Annotated in this window: 16 protein-coding genes; 11 read left to right on the top strand and 5 right to left on the bottom strand. The window is 47.5% G+C overall.

Features of this window, described 5'->3' with window-relative positions; all coding sequences use genetic code 11:
* Nucleotides 1-4 precede the first annotated feature (4 nt).
* Entirely contained in the window at nucleotides 5-1,435 is a 1,431-nt protein-coding gene (locus tag J2Z66_RS18485; RefSeq protein WP_209972990.1) for an MFS transporter, read from the top strand.
* 549 nt (nucleotides 1,436-1,984) lie between these two features.
* Here the strand turns inward: J2Z66_RS18485 and J2Z66_RS18480 are convergent.
* The 5 genes from J2Z66_RS18480 to J2Z66_RS18460 all read right to left on the bottom strand — a co-directional run bounded on the left by J2Z66_RS18480 (nucleotide 1,985) and on the right by J2Z66_RS18460 (nucleotide 10,166).
* Nucleotides 1,985-4,045, bottom strand: a complete 2,061-nt coding sequence (locus J2Z66_RS18480; protein WP_209972988.1) for a hypothetical protein — start codon at nucleotides 4,043-4,045, stop codon at nucleotides 1,985-1,987.
* Between the two features lie 56 nt (nucleotides 4,046-4,101).
* Nucleotides 4,102-5,697 (bottom strand): extracellular solute-binding protein, encoded by a 1,596-nt coding sequence (locus J2Z66_RS18475; protein WP_209972986.1) that lies wholly within the window; start codon nucleotides 5,695-5,697, stop codon nucleotides 4,102-4,104.
* A gap of 82 nt (nucleotides 5,698-5,779) precedes the next feature.
* Entirely contained in the window at nucleotides 5,780-6,652 is an 873-nt protein-coding gene (locus tag J2Z66_RS18470) for a carbohydrate ABC transporter permease (RefSeq protein ID WP_209972984.1), read from the bottom strand.
* Nucleotides 6,653-6,681: 29 nt separating this feature from the next.
* Nucleotides 6,682-7,650 (bottom strand): ABC transporter permease, encoded by a 969-nt coding sequence (locus J2Z66_RS18465; protein WP_209972982.1) that lies wholly within the window; start codon nucleotides 7,648-7,650, stop codon nucleotides 6,682-6,684.
* A gap of 197 nt (nucleotides 7,651-7,847) precedes the next feature.
* On the bottom strand, nucleotides 7,848-10,166 hold the full coding sequence (locus tag J2Z66_RS18460; RefSeq protein WP_245375660.1) for a helix-turn-helix domain-containing protein: 2,319 nt from the start codon (nucleotides 10,164-10,166) through the stop codon (nucleotides 7,848-7,850).
* Between the two features lie 396 nt (nucleotides 10,167-10,562).
* Here J2Z66_RS18460 and J2Z66_RS18455 point away from each other — a divergent pair, with 396 nt between their 5' ends.
* The 10 genes from J2Z66_RS18455 (at nucleotide 10,563) to solA (ending at nucleotide 21,066) form a co-directional block, all read left to right on the top strand.
* Nucleotides 10,563-12,161 carry a hypothetical protein gene (locus tag J2Z66_RS18455; protein ID WP_312894644.1) on the top strand — a complete coding sequence of 533 codons (1,599 nt, stop codon included), beginning with the start codon at nucleotides 10,563-10,565 and terminating at the stop codon, nucleotides 12,159-12,161.
* Nucleotides 12,162-12,231: 70 nt separating this feature from the next.
* Nucleotides 12,232-13,209 (top strand): sugar phosphate isomerase/epimerase family protein, encoded by a 978-nt coding sequence (locus J2Z66_RS18450; RefSeq protein ID WP_209972979.1) that lies wholly within the window; start codon nucleotides 12,232-12,234, stop codon nucleotides 13,207-13,209.
* Between the two features lie 281 nt (nucleotides 13,210-13,490).
* Nucleotides 13,491-14,375, top strand: coding sequence for a LysR family transcriptional regulator (locus J2Z66_RS18445; RefSeq protein WP_209972977.1), 885 nt, complete (start codon nucleotides 13,491-13,493; stop codon nucleotides 14,373-14,375).
* 192 nt (nucleotides 14,376-14,567) lie between these two features.
* Nucleotides 14,568-15,413, top strand: coding sequence for a transporter substrate-binding domain-containing protein (locus J2Z66_RS18440; protein WP_209972975.1), 846 nt, complete (start codon nucleotides 14,568-14,570; stop codon nucleotides 15,411-15,413).
* A 39-nt stretch (nucleotides 15,414-15,452) separates the two neighbouring features.
* Complete coding sequence (locus tag J2Z66_RS18435; protein WP_209972974.1) at nucleotides 15,453-16,220, top strand: amino acid ABC transporter permease; 768 nt, start codon at nucleotides 15,453-15,455, stop codon at nucleotides 16,218-16,220.
* 5 nt (nucleotides 16,221-16,225) lie between these two features.
* Nucleotides 16,226-16,936: an amino acid ABC transporter permease gene (locus J2Z66_RS18430; protein WP_209972972.1), complete on the top strand. Its 711-nt coding sequence runs from the start codon at nucleotides 16,226-16,228 to the stop codon at nucleotides 16,934-16,936.
* Complete coding sequence (locus J2Z66_RS18425; protein ID WP_209972968.1) at nucleotides 16,933-17,685, top strand: amino acid ABC transporter ATP-binding protein; 753 nt, start codon at nucleotides 16,933-16,935, stop codon at nucleotides 17,683-17,685. The genes J2Z66_RS18430 and J2Z66_RS18425 overlap by 4 nt, the downstream gene beginning before the upstream one ends.
* 13 nt (nucleotides 17,686-17,698) lie before the next feature.
* Nucleotides 17,699-18,721: an LLM class flavin-dependent oxidoreductase gene (locus J2Z66_RS18420; protein ID WP_209972966.1), complete on the top strand. Its 1,023-nt coding sequence runs from the start codon at nucleotides 17,699-17,701 to the stop codon at nucleotides 18,719-18,721.
* 6 nt (nucleotides 18,722-18,727) lie between these two features.
* Nucleotides 18,728-19,915, top strand: coding sequence for an amidohydrolase (locus tag J2Z66_RS18415; RefSeq protein WP_281068855.1), 1,188 nt, complete (start codon nucleotides 18,728-18,730; stop codon nucleotides 19,913-19,915).
* Nucleotides 19,916-19,923: 8 nt separating this feature from the next.
* Nucleotides 19,924-21,066, top strand: a complete 1,143-nt coding sequence (gene solA, locus J2Z66_RS18410) for an N-methyl-L-tryptophan oxidase (protein ID WP_209972964.1) — start codon at nucleotides 19,924-19,926, stop codon at nucleotides 21,064-21,066.
* The last annotated feature ends 12 nt before the right edge of the window (nucleotides 21,067-21,078 follow it).

The raw sequence follows: 21,078 nt of genomic DNA, 5'->3' as shown, positions 1-21,078 counted from the left end.
AAGCTTGAATTCAACTGATATGCCCTTATGGAAGGATCCTTCCTTTCTAAAATACTACTTATTTAATGTATGCTCTTACTTTGGCTCGGGGATGACGGTTGTAGCGTTACCGCTTTTCGTATACGAGCAAAGCCAGTCTCCGATCTACACTTCGCTGGTTGCCGTTTTTACCGGGCTGCCTTATTTACTGTTTGGCTTATTTGCTGGTGCGATGGCAGACAGGGGGAACAGGAAAGCCATTATGGTTACTTGCAATATGTTCTGCTTCTTGCTGCTCGGCAGCGTTCCTCTTGCAATGCTGGTAATGGGGCAGGTTTCGACGGTTCATCTGCTGGGCGTGGGTCTTCTTGCTTCGACCGCTTTTGTATGGTTTGATGCTGCGAGTCACGGCGCTCTGCTTCAGCTGGTCGGCCGCAGCAGGCTTGTAGCAGCAAACAGCTTGCTGACTTCAACAGATACGATCGTGCGGATTGGCAGTCCGGTGGCAGCTGGTTTTATTATTTACCACTTCGGTCCTGAGTGGGCACTTGGCATTGATGCCGTTTGTTATTTGGCAGCCGCACTGCTCATTATTTCTATTGCTGGCTCTTTTCAGGCTGACAGCGAAGTAGAGCGTTCCTTTGAGGGATTGCAGAGATCGCAAGGATTGCATGGAACGCAGACATCGCAAACAATGCAAGCATCACAAAAATTGCAAACAATACAAACATCGCAAAAATCTCAAACAACACAAACAACACAAACATCAAAAACAACAAAAACATCACAAGCATCACAAGCAAAACTAACAACACAAGCATCAAAAAGAAAGCAATTACTGCTTCGTACAATCGGCTTAGATATCAAGGAAGGTTTGAGTTTTATCTGGTCGGAGCCGCTTATTCGCAGTCTTACTTTGCTAGGCTTCGGTAATAGTTTTATTGGGGGAGCCGTCAGTGGTCTGATCGTCGTTTTTGGCGCTCAGGTGCTTGGGTTTGCGGATTCGGCACCCCAAATGGGAGTGCTGTTCACATGCGGCTCGATCGGGGCTCTCGTAGCTAGTTTGAGTTTGCCCTTGCTGCGCAAACGGTTTAGACCAGGCAGAATTACACTTGCCGGGCTGGTCATGAATGCTGTTTCGCTGCTTGGTGTTGCTATGGGGGGACCCTTGTATGTTGTTTATGCCAGCTATATTCTCTGGAATCTATGTTACATATTGGTCATTGTCAATGGCATTACGCTGCGCCAACAGCTTGCCCCCGACCACCTGCAGAGCAGGGTGCATGCCAGTGGCAGAATGATCGCGTGGGGAGGGCTTCCTTTTGGATCACTGCTCGGAGGCATTGCGGCAGAAGCGATCGGGGTGCAGCTTGTATATGGATGGCTTGCGCTTGTGATGTTGTTTATATTCTTTTTTGGACTTATGACGCCTTTATCTCGCTATGAGTTAAAATAATAAGGAGAACGGTTTACGGCGTCTTTTGAGGTGCGTGATTATAAAATTGGTGCATAGGGAGAAACTCAGCTAAGGGATTCCACAACTAATTGACTGAGATCAAGGGTTTCTTCTTTGGCTGAAGGTGATTCCTAACGTGGGAGGAACAGAGGCTGAGATAACGATGTTTTTCATCACTAAATAGGCTGGATGGCCTGGAAATATTGGTTTAGCGATGAAAAACATCATTAAAACCTCTTTTTCAGGCCAAGAGGGCCTTCCAAATGAACTTTAACGATGAAAATCATCATTAAAGTGCTGATTCACCTGGAATTACTATCATTTAACGATGAAAAACATCGTTAAATGATAGTAACGCATCACCAAATTCGTGTTGGGCAGGTTGATCTCTCTCAAAAACTTATGCTATCTTAATAAGTTAATAAAAAAGTGAGTCGTTCGGAGTTTCTTTGTGAAGTTTTGGGGCTTTTCACATCAGTCCGTGGGTCACCAATCATTCTTATCGAATATTTTGGCTTATAACCTGTTTGTAGATGTAACAGAAGACTCTTATCCTGGTATTTTACGTAGCGTCGTGCGCCAGTTTACTGTCTCCATAATCTCAGCGTTCTTAGCGTTCTCAGTGTTCCCAGCAGTCTCAGCAGTCTCAGTGGTCGCTGCTGCTGTTTCTGCAGACTGTGCTGGCGTGCGGCTGCTAGGAGCAGTTGCGGCAAGTGGAAGCGAGATGCGCAGCTGTGCGGAAACGCCGCTGACAGATAGCAGCGATCGTTCGAGCCGCAGTTCCATGCTAGCAGCTTGAGCGCACTCGAGCGTGTAGCATTCGCTTCCAAAGCTCATCGTCAAACGCTGAGTGCTTTCCTGGCGAATACGTAATACATGCTTGCCGTCGTGGACCAGCAGTGAGATTACATGCTCACAAGTGTGAAACGTTCGCTTCAAGGCGAGCTGATAGTCCAAGGCGATGCCGTCCTCGAGAAGCTGGATTTTTTTGACGCAGCGCAGCGCCTCAATCTCATTAGTAAGCTGAAAGCCGTTTGCCAATGTTGTAAGCTCAGCATTTACCTTTGAGTTGGGATACACAGGTTCGGCTAGTCCGGATTCTTCAGTTGGTTTTGCTGAGCCAATGGAATCGCATGAACCAGTTGATCTATCAGTCTCTCCAAGATCACCAGGCTCCCTATTAAGCAGATAGCCTTCCCATACGCCTTCTTGGACTTGGCTGGTTTTGCTCTGCTGATATCCAGTGAGGCGTGGTTCAGCAAGCGGCAATGCGCGTCCGCCCAAGCGATAGTGAAAGCCCTGCATAGCGGGGGCGTACTCGCGATGGTGCATTCGCAGTGTACAGGCGAAGAAGTCCTCACCGCGCCGGAAGAATGCATAGCCGCTGTCCTCATCGGAGCAGCTGCCATCTAATGAATGCTGCTGCTCTGATGGATGCAAGTTCAAGTTAAGGCTCAAGCCACGTTCCAAAAGTTGTCCAGCTGCAGCTAACCCAGTTAATCCAAGCAGATTGTACATATTCAGGTGTGTATATGTTTCGTAGCCAATTCGCAGCGAATGAGGCAGCGTATTCGGCGTGCAACCGAGGCTGCCATCCTGATGGCGGAAAGGAAGCCAGTACGATAGGATTCGTTCCAGCATGCCATCTTCCTTCCAGCCGGAATAAGCATACAAAGCTGTCAGGGCTCCCCATGTAAAGGTTTGGTGACTGCTTCGTTCCACCATAGCGAAGGAACCGTCCGAAGTGATGGTGTGCTTCAGCCATTCCAATCCCTTGGATATTAACTGTTGCGCACCCGATTGGGAATGAGCGTGCAGCTCATTCTCTGAGGCATTCTTTGCTTCTTCCTGTGCATTATCCCTCGCAGCATCACATGTACTTTTCCCGCGTTCATTCCCTTCCTCGTTCTCTGCACCATCCTCTACAGGCAGCAAACTGATGACGCTCGTCATAATAAACAAAGTGAAGGCGTGATAAGCGATGGGCATGCCATCATGAGCTTGATGCTCACTGATTTCATCATTGATAAAGCCGGATTCAAGCTGCGCTTTTTGGATAAAAGCAATGCGCCGCTCCAAATGTGCGGCATCAGCCGGGCGATAATCGAGCAGCTCCAGAAGCATTTCTGTTCCCCATTGCAGGGCGGCGCAATTGGTGTTGATGATCAGGCAATCATCCTCGTAAGCGGCCATAAATGGACCGTAGGCTTCGGCTGCTTCTGCACGCGCATTCCCTTCTAATAACGAAATGGCCATCAGGCTGTAGTGAATAAGGAATACACGGCAAAACGGCGTCACTTGGCGGTCCTGCAGCAGTATAACAGAGCGGTCAAGGGCGGCCCGGAACAGCCGGAGGATGGCAGCATCCCCCGTTGTGCGGTATACAGCCGCGAACAAAACTGCGGCATTTGCAGGTGCGTAATTTTCACTGTATTGAGTTTCATAAGGATCGCAGAACGAACCATCCTCTGATAACCAGTTGGCCGCGACGGGAACGAATGAAGCTAGTATCTCACGAATGCGTGACAATACGAAGCTGCTTTCATCATTACCAGACGGGATAGTGGATGTGAATGACATAATCAATTCTTCTCCTTTAAATGCTCTCAAATACTTCTCCTAAAATTACTTTTCCACAATTCTGCTGTATCTACAATCTAATGCAATTACTTCGCAGCAGCAGCTTCCTTCAAGCCATCATTCACTTCTTTGATGATTTGTGCGCCGCCACGATCCTTCCATTCTTGGATCATTTTGTCCCAATCGGCAATGGGTCGTTGGCCGGAGATCATTTTGGTCTGCTCGCCCAACAAATATTTATCGAGCTCTGCACCTTTCAACGCTTGTGTTTCGGAATAAACGGTGTAGGATGGGTCGTTATAAGGTGTTTTGTTGTATTCCTTTTCCATGTTTTCAATGGAAGCGATAAACTTCTGCATTTCAGGTGAAGTGTAGGCCGCCTTCGAAAATTGGTTAGCTTCATTATTAGGAGCCCAAGGCTTCCAGAACTCATGACGCTGCAGCATGTATTGAATCGGTGTATTGGATTCTTCGCCAGCTTTTGGTGCAGCCAAGCCATTGACCATTTCATAACCCATGCCTTCACCGCCCATAATCCAGTCGAACTGCTCGTTTGCCGGGGTGCGCTCTTCAAGCGGTATAAACTGGCGGCCATAATCGAGAATTTCGAGAATTTTCTTGACCTTGTCCGGATCGCTTTTCAGCTTGGCGGATAAAGTGGTAAGTCCGAAGAAGCCGCGTGCATTGATATTGCCCTGTGAACCGTCAGGGGCGACGAAAAATGGAATCGGTACAACCTCAGCTTGAGGATTTACTTTTAATAAGCCTGTGTAGTATTCCTCTACCATTCCACTTGGAGTGCCTATAAAGATTCCAGCTTTTCCAGAGTAAAATTCCTTGTTCGTAGCCGCCCAGTTCAGCACTGCGAAATCCTTCGTTACTGCGCCTTCTTTGTAAGCACTTGCCAACGTTTCAATAACTTCCATCCGTCCTTTGCCGATCATTCCGGGAATGAAGTTTCCATCCGCGTCTTTATGGTACCAGGCAGGGGACCAATAAGCGCCCATTGCATGCGTGGGAGAAATATTTTCGCCGAGTGCAAAGCCGTACGTATCATTTTTATTGTTGCCGTCCGGATCATTTTTGGTAAAGGCAATGGCTACCTCCAACAGCTCTTTGTAATTCGTAGGCATTTTCAGGTTCAGCTTGTCGAGCCAGTCCTTGCGAATCGTTCCGGAGAAGGTGTAGGTAGGGGCATACATAGGAATACTGTATATGTTTCCATTTACCCGGAATTGATCATAGATGCTTTTTGGCACATTGTTAAAGGTTTCATATTGCGATAAGTAATCATCTAGCGGCAGGAAGGCGCCCTGCTTCGCCCATTTGTAGTAGTTAGAATCAAGATTCATGATAGCTACAACGTCAGGCATATCGCCCGAAGCCATAATGACATTTAATTTTTCCTTATAGTCGGATTGCAAAATAAACTGGGATTTGATGTTGGCGTTAAATTTTTGTTTAATCGCGTCCACGCCTTTACTGTTAGGCTCCGGAAATATCGTATAAGCAAAGTTCATAAATCCGATATCGTAGGTTTTGTCTGTTTGTGCGGCAGTACCCGTATCACTTGGGTTAGGCTGTGTGCTCGCACCTGGTGAGGAGCTATCCTTCGCACAAGCGGCCATAACGGTTGGAAGTGCTAGGACTAAAGCGGCCTTTGTCATCCATGATAGTTTCATTCGTTTATCCTCCAATTTGTTTGAATTAGCATTTCGAGCCTGTTTTAAGCGGGTCCCCCTGTGTCCATAAGCTTTATGAGCTTCATCCTTTTACAGATCCAATCATCACCCCCTTGGCAAAATGCTTTTGCAGAAATGGATATAGAATCAAGATCGGGACCGTTGCGAGCAGAATCGCAGCCATCTGGATCGTTTCCGCCGGTGGAGGATCGGACAAAATTTGCTCGGTCATCGTTAGTGCGCTGGTATCATTGACAACGACGATTTGTCTTAGCAGCACTTGAATGGGCCACAGCTTCGGATTGCTGATGTAGAGAATGCCTGTGAAATAAGAGTTCCAATGAGACACAGCGTAAAATAAACCAAAGGTGGCTAGTGCCGGCTTGGACAGGGGGAGAATGATGCTTTTAAATACGGTGAAGGGATTGGCTCCATCCATAAGTGCGGCTTCATTCAGCTCCTCGGGTATGCCCTTGAAAAATTGGGAGAACACAATCAGGTTCCATGGACTGATCAGAACGGGAAGAATAAGCGCCCACACCGTATTAATCAGCCCTGTAGCTTTCACGATTAAATAAGTTGGGATAATACCTGCACTGAACAAAAATGTAAAGAGAACCATAAACAAAATCAGCTTGCGTCCGTAAAATTGGCGTGAAAGTCCATAAGCCATCGTCGTAGTAAACGCCAGATTCAGTAAGGTGCCCAGAGCTGTAATATAAACGGTGACGCCTATTGATTTCACAAAACGGTCATTGGATAAAATATATTGATAGGCGCTCGTTACCCAGCGCTCCGGCCACAGGATAAAGGTCCGCCGTAAGTACTCTTCCATAGAAGTAAAGGAGACGGAAAAGATATATACAAATGGAACAATCATAGCCGCAGCTACCAAGCAGAGTATAAGGATGATGATGCCATCTGAGAGTCGATCCAGCCAAGTCCGGTGAAGCATAGTGAGAGGTCCTCCTTCAACATGTGATATTAATAGATGCCATCTTCTCCAAAACGTTTGGCTAAGCGGTTCGCAGAGACGACCAATATAAGTCCTACGACTGATTTGAACAAACCAACGGCTGTAGCGAAGCTGAAATCGGATTGCAGAATACCTTTGTAATAAACAAACGTGTCAAGTACGTTGCCGACTTCCTCTACATAAGGGTTCAGCATAAGGAAGATTTGTTCGAATCCATTGTCCAGCACAGTGCCGAGTCTTAGAATTAGCAAAATAATGATTGTGGTACGAATGGCGGGCAGCGTAATATGCCAAATCCGGCGCCAACGGCCAGCCCCGTCTACGATGGAAGCCTCGTACAGCTCTGGATTGACGCCCGCTATTGCAGCTAGAAACACGATGGTTCCCCAACCGGCTTCCTTCCAAATAACCTCCAGAACAATGAGCGGCTTAAATAGCCAGGGAATTTGCAGAAATTGTACCGAGTCCCAGCCGAACCATTGTGCGGTCATATGATTCACCAAGCCATCACTTCTTAAGAAAATGGTAACGAGCCCGATAACGACGACCCAGGATAAAAAGTGAGGCAGGTAGATGAACGACTGAAGCATTCGTTTGACCCATTCAATACGCACCTCATTTAACATCAGCGCTAGCAGTATAGGAATCGGAAAGGCGAAGGCAATCTGCAAAAAAGAGAGCGTCAGTGTATTCACTAGCACTTGAATTACCTCTGGATTGTCGAAGATGCGTTTAAAGTGAGCCAAGCCAACCCAGTCACTGTGCAGAAACCCCTGAAACGGACTGTATTCCTGAAAAGCAATGATCGAACCAAATAAAGGGATATACTTATAAATGAGAAAAAATAAGGTTCCAGGCAGCACGAATGCATACATGTAACGACTGTTCCAAAGCTTGCGTCCTAATGAATTTCTTTTGGGCAGCTTTGCTTGCGGAGCCGTGGAAGGTTCAGAAACTAGTTTTGTAAGCGATGCCATTTACGGCCCTCCTTTTGGATTAGGTTGTAGAGCCATCATAGGCTGTAAAGCTCAGAATCGTATACAATCCATTTTTATCAGGCGTTCTGCAAATAATGATCACTCATTGCAAATAGGGATACATGTCCTGAAACAACAGCAAAACCTGGCCAATGGCCAGGTTTTCTCAGGATTGAACTAAATAAACGATCATTAACCTACAGGGCATCAGACATTGTTGAAGCCGCTGCTTTATGATCTGTTGAGCGTGCCAATTCCCTGAATTGCCCTGGTGATTTGCCTGTACATTGCTTGAAGGCTCTTGAGAAGTTTTGGGTGTTGGTATATTGCAGACGTTCGGCGATATCTTTAATCGGCATATTGGAATGAGCGAGCCACTCCTTGGCCTTGGACATCCGGTGATCCATCACATAATCGATAAAATTATGGTTCATCTCCTCCTTGAAAATCCTGCTGAGCTGTGAAGTGGATAACTGGCATAATCTGGAGGCCTCCTGAAGGGAGCATTCCTGTTCGGCATGTTCATGGATATAGGCGATAACCTGCTGCACGATCTTGGTCTGTTGAGAAACGTTCAGCTTCTCATATCGTGTCCGGAATGCAGGAAAGAACTCATCAAGGAACCAGGCTTTAACTTCATCTAGCGACTTAGCGTCATGGATCCGGCTGTAGGCTGACATGCTTAGCAGCTCGGACAAATCCCAGCCGAACTGTTCCATGCAGTGATCGATTTCGGCAAGCAGGTTCGTAAAGATGCCGATCACAGATTTGGCCGCAGGTGCTGCGAGCGGCAGCTCTTGCAGCATGCAGTTGAACTCGTCAATCGCCTCATCGGTCATTCCCTCAGCGATCAGCTTGACAATCTTTTTTTGCCGCTTGACCATTTCACGTGTCGATTGCTGGACGACTATCAATTTCTCCCCTGCGTCCGGAGCTATCATAATATCGCTGCCGAGCAGCAAGCGATATTGCAGCAAATCAAGAGCTTCTTCATAAGCTGCCTGAATATTGCTGTAGTTACAGTAGGGGTTACTGATGGAAGCTGTAACACTGAAGCTGAAGAACTCCTTGATCTGAAGCCGGATGGTATGGCATGCAGTCTCGGCTTGCTTTGGAAACTCCTCGGAAGAATAGGGAGCAGACAAAATCATGGCCACCTGCCCAGGCTTCGGATTTGCAGTTATGCAAGGGGCAAGAGATTCACCCATCTCACATATTAGCTTGGACAGAGAGTACATCATAAGGGAACGGTCTTTGTCCGGGTAGCTTTTCTTGAAATGAAGGAGCTGATCGATCTCAAAGACGCATACGATGAATATAGGGCCTGGCAAATGAATGTCATAGCGCTTGCTCTGAAGAGCAAAGTCCGCTTCGGTAATATCGCCTCTAAGCAGTTGCAGCAGGAGGTGCTCCTTGAGCATAGGCTGCTTCTGCTTCAGCTCATCCGTAAGTCTTTCGTTGGTCTCCATCATATGCTGCATAAACTGATCCAGCTCAGCCAGGCTGTTTGCTGTTGGCTTCTGGAGCATGGGCAGCCGCTTGAGCAGTGTCTGGATCGGGACATACAGCCGATGGGAGGCGAACAGGGCAATCAAGGCCCAGATGAAGGCTATGCTGCCTGCGATTAACCAGGTCAAATTGCGTATTTGCTGGGACTTCACCGTCAAGCTGGAGCTTGGCGTCAAGATTAAGTAGGACCAGTCGTTAAAGGCTGACCGGAGTGAAGACAGATGATACGACTCATCCTCCATCGTCAGCGTATCGGTGAAAGGCGATGCTGCTGTCCGCAGTTTATTCGACAATGTACCTGGTAAGGGCGTGCCGATTTCATCTTCATTTTGACTTAGAACAATTCGTCCCTCCGTGTTTACCGCAAGTACTCTACTGTTATTGCCCAAATTAATGGCCGTTAACAAAGCATAAAGGCTGGACATATCTACTTCCATCACTAACGTTCCGTCACTGCCGGATGGTCCGATTGGACGTACGATCAGCAGATCATCTTGGCCAGGGTAAGTGTTGGAAGATACAATACGTGCACCCGTTGCTTGCGGGGCTTTGGCATTCAGCACCCCATTGTACGGAAACTCATTGGTTTTCAATAAACCGAGCCGATTGGAATAGACAAGATCGTAACGCTGATAAACCAGATATACCTGGAAAAGCACATCCGAGTAGCTGCGGTATTTACTGATTGTCTCTACCATTTCCAAGGTGGCTTCGAGGGCATCCAACTGATCCATTGTAATGCCGAGTCGAACCGATTTCTCAATCGTCACATCACCGGCAATCTGGATCGACAAGTATTCCATTCGCTTCAATACAGAATCGACTTGATCGGCAATTTGCCGCAGCGCAATATCATGCTTGCCATTCACTTCGGACTGAATGCTGTGAGAGGCGAGCATGGAGGCGGCAGAACCTAATAACAGCACAGGAATCAGACTGAACAGCAGGGAGAAGAGCATCAGCTTTTTTTTGAAGGAAAGTCTGTCATAGGCGTTTTGACGTTTCATTGGCAAGATGATCAGGTTCCTTTCCTTAGGGATTGCCCGGTCATAAAACTAACGGGTAGAAGCATTATATGAAAGCGTTTGCTATCATTATACCAGAATAAGAGTAAAATAGTCACTCAACAGAGAGCGAGCGATAGCAATCACAGCGGGAACCTAAATAGATGAACAAAGTCAAAATTATATAAAGAGAAATCAAGCAAGCTTGATAGAGCCTGCAAATGGCGGGGCTTTGGCTGCCAGATGAGCTTAATATAGTGTAAAGACTGCTTTAGTGAAAGGGTGTTAAAATAAAGGAAAGCACAGACTATGGAATAGGACTTGGAGTAGGATTAGGAATAGGATGGAGTAGGAGTAGGAGTAGGAGTAGGAGTAGGAGCAGGAAGAGGAGGGCTGACAGTGGGAGATTTACATCTTGGAAATCCGAACCGCGTAAACATCATTAATTTTATCCGTGGTGTTGAACCCAGGCTGCCGATGGATTTGTTGGAAGCGCTGCGTGCAGAGCTAGCATTAGTGAGGAAGCACGGGCTGCGTGCAACTTGGTTAATCCAGTACGATGCGCTGATTGATCCTGAATATACGGGGCTTCTGAAGCGCGAGGCAGACAGCTTGCAAGAGCTAGGCGCCTGGTTCGAGGTTGTACAGCCGATGGCCGAGAAGGCAGGTATCCCTTGGAGGGGCAGGTATGCTTGGGATTGGCACTCTCATGTCGGGTTCTCTATAGGCTATACGCCTATAGAAAGAGAGCGCCTTGCCGACGTATTCATGGAGGCGTTCCATGCTGAGTTTGGCAGTTACCCGAAGTCCGTTGGCTCCTGGTTTATCGATGCGCATTTGCTCGCCTATCTGGCAGATCGTTATGGCATTATCGCTTCCTGCAACTGCAAGGACCAGTGGGGGACGGACGGTTATACACTGTGGGGCGGTTATTACAATCAAGCGTATTATCCAAGCCGTTTCAACGGTTTTATGCCCGCTCAAACCGAGGCCAATCAAATTAACGTGCCAGTGTTCCGCATGCTTGGAAGCGATCCCATTTACCAATATGATGCAGCGGATCACGGATATGGACAAAGCGTTGTTACTTTGGAGCCCGTCTATGCCGGGGCAGAAGGAGGAGGCGGAGGTGGAAATCCTGAGTGGGTGCGATGGTTTTTCGATACGAACTTCCGGCCCAGCCAGGTATCGTTCGGCTATGCGCAGGTTGGTCAGGAGAATTCCTTCGGCTGGGAGCGGATTAAAGACGGGCTGACCGATCAAATTGAGCTGCTAGCAAAGAAGCAGGCGGAAGGAGCCTTGGTTGTAGAAACCCTCGCTGAAACAGGACAATGGTTCAAGGAGCAGTACCCGCTAACTCCAGCGTCGGCCATATGTGCACTCGATGACTGGAAAGATGAAGACCGTCAATCGGTCTGGTACTACAATCGAAATTATCGGATCAACCTGTTCCGGGAAAAAGAACATTTCCGTATCCGTGATATCCATGTATTCGACGAAACCTACGAAGAGCGCTACTTGCGCGACGTATGTGAAACAGAAGACTGCTGCTATGATACGCTGCCGGTCGTGGACGGTGCCCGCTGGAATGATCTTCATACCCAAACAGGTATAGTTCCGGTAGTCTTCGATCCAGTTGGCAATGTGGTGCCAATTATCGTCCTTTCGATGCGAACCGATGATACCGTGCCGGGGGAGCTTTTGATCGTACTGGATGTAGAGGGGGGAGAAAGCATTGCGCTCCATTGCACGGATACATCCGTTTCCATTCGCAGCGAGCTGGATAACTGGGGACTCTGTATGGCCTGGGGAGACGCGCCTAACCAGCCGGATTTTCAACCTGCAGAAGCGAGCATACATTACACCTTTAACGGCCACTCCTATGCTGTTCGTATCGAAGGAAGCTCGGAGCTTAAAATTGAACGGACACAAACGAATTTCATTCAGCTCCGCCCGCTATATAGAGAGTTGAAGCTTATAATGGAGAAAGTGATATAGATCAAAAGATGAATCAAGAATATTAACGACTAGGTTTACAAATACGGGCTAAAGAGAAATGGAGGCTATTATGAGTAATTATTCAGTAATTTTGTCGAATGTAGGGTCTTGCGCGGACCGTTTTCTTCCTACGGGGTATGATGAGCCTGTTGCAATTCCGGAGCTGTTTCGGAGGGTTTCGCAGATTCCCCAGGTAAAGGGAGTGGAATTGATTGGCTCTTGGCATGTGACTGAACATAATGTACAGGAAATAAAGAAATATCTGGATGAATACCAGCTGCAGCTTGTATCCATCATCCCGGACCATTTTGGCCAGGCCAAATGGAAGAACGGCAGCTTTTCCTCTAAAGATAAATCGATCAGGGCGGAAGCCATACAACACACCAAGGAAATGGTTGATGCTGCTGTTGAATTGGGCGGAAACCTGCTCAGCTTATGGCCTGGTCAGGATGGTTATGATTACTTGTTTCAAGCTGATTATATCCAGGAAAGAGACTGGTTTGCCGAAGGGATCCAAGAGTCTTGCCGCTATCGCTCCGATGTGAAAATCAGTCTGGAGTACAAAATCAAAGAACCGCGCACACACAGCTATCTAAGCACAGCGGCCAACACGCTATTGATTATCCAAGAGGTTGCAGAGGCTAATTGTGGAGTTACAATCGACTTTGGCCATTCATTAAATGCGTATGAGACTCCAGCGGAAACGGTCGCACTGCTGAAGAAATATGGAGATAAGCTGTTCCATGTACACATGAACGACAATTACCGGCATTGGGATGACGATATGATCGTCGGCAGTGTTCACCTGATTGAAACACTGGAGTTTTTCTATTGGCTGAAAAGAACCGGCTATCAAGGCTGGAAGTCGATCGATCAATATCCATACAGAGAAGACAGCCTGGCTGCCGTCCGCGAAGGTGTAAATGCCATGGAAAGCTTTGATAAGCTGATAGAGCGCATACCCGATCATGAAATCGAGGCCCTGATCAAGCATGGCAAATCACCCGAAATCACTTCTTACTTGAGGAAGTTATTGTTAAACGTTTAGAGTTTTATGAAAAAGTTTGTATGATAAAGTCTATATAAAACAGTCTATTGAAACAGGTTAGCGGTGGCTTGCAGTATTTGGGGCAGTCCGCTGCCTGTTTTTGTCTATTTATGAAAGTAAGCGAACAAACCTGTCGAATCCTGGGGACATCAGCCTGTAGTAGTGATGATAGGATGGGCTCTCGCACCCAATAATTCCGATTAAACACATGGGTATATTGTATAAATGATTTTTTCCAAGTATAGTAAGAAGAAACACAACATAGCGAGGTGTGACCCCAGATGAATATTGAGAACATTGAAGCATTTGTCTACGTTATTCATTACGGCAGCTTCAATAAGGCGGCAGATGTATTGTTTCTGTCTCAGCCGTCGGTGACGGCGAGAATTCAATCTCTGGAACGGGAGCTCGATTGCAAGCTGTTTGACCGGATGGGCAAGCAGCTTCATTTGACGGAACAAGGAAGACGATATTTGCCCTATGCCCAACAGATGCTGCAGATTTATCAGAAGAGCAAGCAACAGATGCACCCCAACAAGGCGCTTCCCAATGAACTGCGTATTGGCTGTACAGTTTCCGTGTCGAACTATATGATTCCTGAAATATTACCCGGTTTAAAAGCTTTATATCCGGATATCAACTTTAAGCTGTCTACTGGTGTTACAGATGATATAGTTTGCAAGCTGCTGAATAAAGAAATCGATGTTGGCTTTGTCCGTAATATTTCTCATCCGAATATTGAATCGGTCAAGTTTTATGTAGACCCGATTCGTTTATATGTGTATGAAGGGCATCCCTTCATCGGCGATCCTTCTGTATCTATAGAAGCAATCGCACACCAGCCGCTTGTTTTCTTCGAGTGCGGGGCGCTGGACTGGATGAAGATTCATCGTGTATTTGAGAAGCTGGAGCAGCCTCCTAACATTCAGTTCCAGGTCGACAATTCGGAAACCGCAAGGAAATTGATTTTGAGAAAAGCTGGCATCGGTTTTTTACCCGGACTCTCTGTCCGTCATGAGGTCCAGACAAATAAATTGTTCGAAATCGACATCCCTGAAATTACCGGTACAGCTCTGCAAACGAATATCATTACCCTTCATGGTGAACATAGTGCACTTTTGGAACAATTTCAGCAATTATATGAAAGAGAAAAGCTTACTCTGTAAGCCGAACCGTAATTATGAGTAAGAGTAAAAGTAAGAGCCTCAGCATTGGAATTTTAAATAAGTAAATAGAAAATCTCTATTAGCAGAACTGCGATGAGCGTGGTAAAGTAATTTTATGTAAATTCCGATTATACACATAGGAATTATGTATTTACGGCACGTGGTTTGTAATATGGAGATGGAGGAAGCTGGATGAAGAAATTGGTTTTGTTCGCAGCAGTATTAGTGGTAATTTTGGTGGTGGCAGGTTGTGGTTCTAATAATTCTAATAATGGGAAGGAACAAAGCAACAAGCCAGGCAAGGAGGAAGTGAAGAAAATTATCGTGGGGACAGGGACCTTGTTTCCGAATGTTTGCTTTATCGATGAGAATGGCAAGCTGACGGGATTTGATGTGGAGCTCGTGAGAGAGCTCGACAAGCTGCTTCCTGAATACGAGTTTGAACTGCAGACGATGGAATTTGCCAATTTGCTGCTTAGCCTGGAGACGAACAAAATTGATTTTATTGCACACCAGATGGAGAAAAATCCGGAGCGGGAAGAGAAATTTTTATTTAATAAAGTGCCTTACAGCATATTTTTGACGAAAGTAGCCGTTGATAAAGCCAATGATACGATAAAATCGGTGGATGATTTGAAGGACAAAAAAGTGTTAACCGGCGCAACCAGCAATCAGGCCTATTTCTTAGAGCAATATAACAAAGAGCATAATAACGCGATCAAAATTGTATATTCCAGCGGAGCGGCGAATGATCTTGTCAGCCAAATCCAAACAGGACGAGTCGATGCAACGCTATCTACCGATTTCGCCCTCAATTTCTATCCAGGTGCTGATGGGAAACCCGCGCTGAAGACAGTTGGAGAGCCCTTGATTCAATCGGATGTGCTGTTTGTTCTCAGCAAAAATAATCAGGTGCTGGCTGACAAACTGGATGAGGGGATTACTGCTTTGAAGCAAAATGGCACGCTGTCTAAGTTAAGTGTGCAATGGCTGGGGGAAGACTTTACGAAAAGCCTGGATGAAGTAAAGGCGAAATAGTCATTACCAGCCAGACAGTAGGACGAAAGGGGGACATAAATGGGCAGAAAATTCGATATCCACTACGTGATTGAATTTATACCAAAGCTGCTGTCGTACCTGCACATCACACTGTTTATTGTGGCAAGCTCCATCGTATTGGGGCTGATTATCGGGTTTCTTGTTGCCCTGCCCCGTCTGTATAATGTCCCCTTTTTAAAAAGATGCTCGCAGGTGTATGTGTCCTTTTTTCGGGGAACTCCCATATTGATTCAATTGTTCCTGATCTACTATGGTCTGCCGGAAATACTCAAGCTGGTGCAAATCGATGTTTCCAAAGCGGATGTTCTGGTATTTGTAATTGTGGCCTACTCCTTGCATAGTGGAGCGTTCATATCCGAGGGCATCCGTGCAGCGGTCAATGCGGTTGACAGAGGGCAAGTAGAGGCTGCTTATTCGATTGGTATGAACGGCTATCAAGCCTTCACGCGGATCGTACTTCCTCAGGCTTTGGCTATTTCAATACCGATCTTTGCCAATCTGGTTATCGCCAATTTGAAGGATACCTCGCTTGCTTTTTCGCTGGGGGCTATGGAAATGACAGGGAAATCACAGACGCTGGGCTCTGCGACCCAACATTTTATTGAAACGTATATTTCCTTGTCGCTCATCTATTTTGTTATTAGCACTACATTGGAAAGAATATTCCTCTATGTGGAGCATCGGCTGCTGCGTCATGACACTCCAGCTGTTGCTCATGAACGGCGGAGCCGCCAGCGCAGCGCGATACTGAGAACGATTGTCCCGAGATTCGGAAAAGGAGGCTGATTGCATTGAAGCTTGATCCTGCGTTTATTTTTACAGCGATGCTGCAGCTTCTGTCCTCACTTCCGGTTACACTGTTCATAACAGTAGTTTCGGTTTTCTGCGGTCTTCTGATCGGTACGGTGGTAGCGCTAATCCGAATTTATAGGGTTCCTGTGCTTCATCCTATCGCCGCTTTTTATGTGATGTTTTTTCGGGGAACTCCGATGCTGATGCATTTGCTGCTTGTTTATTTCGGGCTCCCGATGCTGATTGACAGCTTGGCGGCTGCGTTCGGATGGTCCTTTCATTCCGCTGCTATCCCCATGCTCGGCTTCGTGTTGATCGCATTTTCCCTGACAGCAGGCTCTTACTTGTCGGAGGTCATTCGGGCGGCCATACTTTCCATCAACCGGGGACAGATCGAAGCGGCTTATTCGGTAGGGATGACAACCTGGCAGGCACTGCGGCGAATTGTGTTTCCTCAGGCTTTTGCAGTTAGTTTGCCAAACCTGTCCAATGGGTTGATTGGTATGCTTCACGGTTCTACGCTGGCTTACACGGTTTCCGTAGTGGAGATTAATGCTAAGGCGCTAATTGTAGCATCTACAAATTGGAAGTTTCTTGAGGCCTTTATCGCTGCGGCCCTAATCTTTTGGGGAGTAACACTTGTGATCGAGAAAGCTGCTGCGCTTCTGGAGAAAAGACTCAATACGTATAACAGAGGTGGTGTAGCATGATTAAGGTGAATCGGCTTTCCAAAGCGTTTGGCAAAAATGAGGTGCTGCAAAGCATTGACTTATCCGTCGAAAAAGGAGAGGTCGTCGTTATTTTAGGTCCGAGCGGCTCTGGCAAAACAACACTGCTGCGCTGCATCAATTTCCTGGAAAAGCCAAATGGCGGCGAAATTACGATCGGCGATCACACCGTGAACTGCAAACGCCCAAGCAAGCTTGACATCCATATTTTACGCCGGAAGACAGCGATGGTGTTCCAGCATTACAATCTGTTCAAACATAAAACAGCTCTGGAAAATGTAATGGAGGGTCTAATCATCGTCCAGAAGCTGTCCAAAGAGAAAGCAAAGGAAATTAGCGTGCAAATGCTGGAGAAGGTTGGTCTCGGCAGCAAGCTGGATGCCTACCCAAGCCGGCTTTCCGGCGGGCAGCAGCAGCGTGTTGGCATTGCCCGGGCATTGGCTTTAAATCCCGAGGTGATTTTGTTTGATGAGCCGACTTCTTCCCTGGACCCGGAATTAGTAGGCGAGGTGCTTTCTGTTATTCGCAAAATTGCCAGGGAGGGCATTACGATGATCGTCGTCACGCATGAGATGGGCTTTGCCCGTGATGTAGCCAATCATGTGGTATTCATGGAGGGTGGCGTTATCGTTGAAGAAGGAAAGCCAAGCGAGATTTTTTATGCGCCTAAGGAGGAACGCACGAAGCAATTTTTGAGCAGGATTACTCCGGAATTAAGCTACACGATATAGGGAGGGAACGACAATGGCAGTCAAGTTAAGCATACTGGATCAAACAATTATTCCCGAGGGTCATACCGCAGCAGATGCGCTCCGCCACACAATTGAAGTTGCGCAGAGGGCTGAGGAGCTGGGATTTCATCGTTTCTGGGTATCGGAGCATCATGACTCTGAATTTATTGGCGGATCGTCCCCGGAAGTATTAATCGCTCATTTGCTGGCCAAAACTGCGAAGATTCGCGTTGGCTCTGGGGGGATCATGCTGCAGCATTACAGTCCTTATAAAGTTGCGGAGAACTTCAACCTGTTGGCGTCTCTGGCGCCGGGAAGAATTGATCTGGGTGTCGGAAGAGCCCCTGGCGGTCTGCCACGCTCTACCCAAGCGCTGCAGAAGGGGAATCGTGATGAAACTTCATTAACAGACAAAATTATCGAGCTTGAAAAGTTTGTGCATAACAATCTGGAAGAGGATCATCCGCTGGCAGGTTTGCGGGCTAGTCCCGTAGCCGAGCAGCCCGCTGATATTTACATCCTCGGCACCAGTGTTGGAAGTGCTGAAATAGCTGCCCAACTGGGACTGCCTTATGTATTCTCCCAGTTCATCAATAGCGATCCCGATGTGGCTGCGAATGCTTTTGACGCTTACAGGAACCAATTTAACCGGGATAAAGGTGGCTCGCCCCAGCTGATTTTGGCGCTGGCCGTTATTGTGGCGGATACCGATGAGGAGGCCAAGGAATTGGCGGGGACGACCAAGCTCGTCAAAATTCATCTGCAAAGCGGAAAAATATTAACTTTGGGCAGTGTGGAGCAAGCAGAGGAATATGGACGACAGTCTAATGAAGCTTATACCATTGAAGTTCAGGAACCGGAAATCGCCAAAGGATCGAAGGCAACTGTGCGTCAGAAACTTCTGGACTATCAGCAAAAATATGCGATAGACGAATTTATAGTCACAACAACAGTGAAGGATTTTGCCAAGCGGCTGCGCTCCTTCGAGCTCCTTCATGAAGCATTCGCCGAGGTGTCGGCTGAAAACAAGAGGTGAACTGAAATGGGAAGCAATACACTGGAGCTGCTGTCACTGCAGTCATTGGAACAAAAGCTGATCGAGATCCGGCGTCAGCTGCACCGCAATCCGGAATTGTCACATGAAGAGTTTGAGACGACGGCCTCCATTGAGGCATGGCTTGCAGAGGCGGGAATTCATAAAGCCGGCTATGCTTTGCGAACGGGGCTGATTGCGGAAGTAGGGGGCAGTCAGGAAGGCCCGGTGATTGCCATAAGAGCAGATATCGATGCGCTGCCTATCCAGGAAGAAACGGGATTGCCGTATGCTTCTCAAAATCCTGGGAAAATGCACGCCTGTGGCCATGATTTCCATACAGCTTCGATCATTGGAGCCGCTTATTTACTCAAACAAAAAGAAAAAGAGCTGAAAGGCACCGTGCGTTTCATCTTCCAGCCGGCAGAAGAAAAGGCGAGCGGGGCCGAGCTGATATTGAACAGTGGTGCTCTGGAAGGAGTCCGGGCGATATTCGGCATGCACAATAAGCCTGATTTAGCAGTCGGGACTGTGGGTATTAAAGCGGGACCTTTAATGGCGGCGGCAGATGGTTTCGTCGTTGAGGTGGAAGGTCTAGGAACACATGCCGCTGTTCCGGAAGCAGGAATTGATCCCATCGTTGCTGCAGCCCATATCGTGACTGCACTTCAGTCCGTCGTTAGCCGCAATGTGGGCTCCCAGGAAAGTGCTGTCATAAGTGTTACTAAAATTCACAGTGGAACCGCATGGAATATTATTCCTGATAAAGCGATTCTGGACGGCACAATTCGTACCTTTGATGAAGGGGTGCGGATCCGTGTGCTGGAACGGTTTCGCCAGGTCGTTGAAGGGGTAGCTGCTGCTTACGGTACGAAGGCCCAAGTTCGCTGGATCCAAGGGCCGCCGCCTGTACACAATGATGCTGAATTAGCTGAGTTGGCGCAGCAAACTGCGCATCAGCTTGGATTAAATGCGATAACGCCTGTTCCTTCTCCTGCGGGTGAGGATTTCGCCTTTTATCAGCGCAAAGTACCCGGATTGTTTGTGTTCATGGGAACTGCAGGCAGTCAGGAGTGGCATCATCCTGCGTTTGATCTGGACGAACAGGCTTTGCTTGTGAGTGCGCAGTTTTTTGCCTCGCTGGCAGAGCAAGCATTAAACCATTTGCATTTGCCTCAAGCGTCCAGTAAGGAATAGGAGGGTTCATGATTCATAAGTCGTATGATGTTATCATTGCGGGTGCCGGTTCCATGGGGATGAGTGCAGGCTATCATTTGGCTAAACAGGGTGTCAGGACTTTGATGATCGATGCTTTCGATCCTCCTCATCAAGAAGGAAGCCATCACGGTGAGCCGCGCCTTATCCGCCATGCTTATCGTGGAGGTGCTGCCTATATTTCCATGGCAATCCGGGCACATGAGCTGTGGAATGAGCTGGAACAAGAGACAGATACGGAGCTGTTAGTTCAATCTGGTGTTTTGAATATGATGCATCTTGAGACGTATCCATTTAGTGATGGGCAGAATGATCACGTAACTTATAAGCGTCCAGTAGAAATGCTCAGTGCGGAAGAAATTCGCCAACGCTGGCCGGGACTCAAGCTTCCTGATTCCTTCGCAGGTTTGTTCGAGCCGGAGGCAGGTTATTTATACAGTGAGAAATGCGTTGCCGCTTATCGCAGAAAAGCACTGGAGGCTGGTGCAGAATTATTGGCACACACGCCAGTGGAACATATTAAGGTTGAAACTGAGGGCGTAGCCGTCCACACACGCAGTGGGGTTTATTACGCCAATCAAGTCATATTAAGCGCAGGCGCCTGGTTCAAAACGTTGGAGCCTTTCATCCGTCTGCCTATACGTTCTATCCGTAAAGTGGTGGGTTGGTTTGAAGCCCAAGCCCAGCTTTTCGATGCCGGCCGCTTTCCCGGTTTCACCTTGGGCGGTCCAGAGGGAGGTTACTATGGATTTCCCAGCATTGGGGGAGCGGGCTTGAAAATCGGGAGGCATGACACGGGTGTCGAATGGAAGCCAGGAGATGCTGTGGCACCTTTTGGCCACTATAAGGAGGATGAGGGAGATCTGCGCAATCTCCTGGAGGCTTACATGCCGCAAGCAGCTGGCAGGCTGGTACAGGGAACCGTATGCAAGTATGAGTTCTCGCCCGATGATAATTTCATTATTGACCGTCATCCTGAGTATCCGCAGGTTTTGTTAGCGGGTGGCTTTTCTGGACATGGCTTTAAATTTTCCAGTGTTGTAGGAGAGATGCTTTCCGACTTAATTATAAAAGGGAGTACGGAGCAGGACATCCGTATGTTTTCGCTATCACGATTTCATAATTTGGTTTAAATTTCAAGCGAT

The organism is Paenibacillus eucommiae (genome assembly GCF_017874215.1).
Taxonomy (GTDB): domain Bacteria; phylum Bacillota; class Bacilli; order Paenibacillales; family NBRC-103111; genus Paenibacillus_AI; species Paenibacillus_AI eucommiae.
The sequence above is the reverse complement of the archived record's forward strand: the minus strand, read 5'-3'. Positions and strand labels throughout refer to the sequence as shown.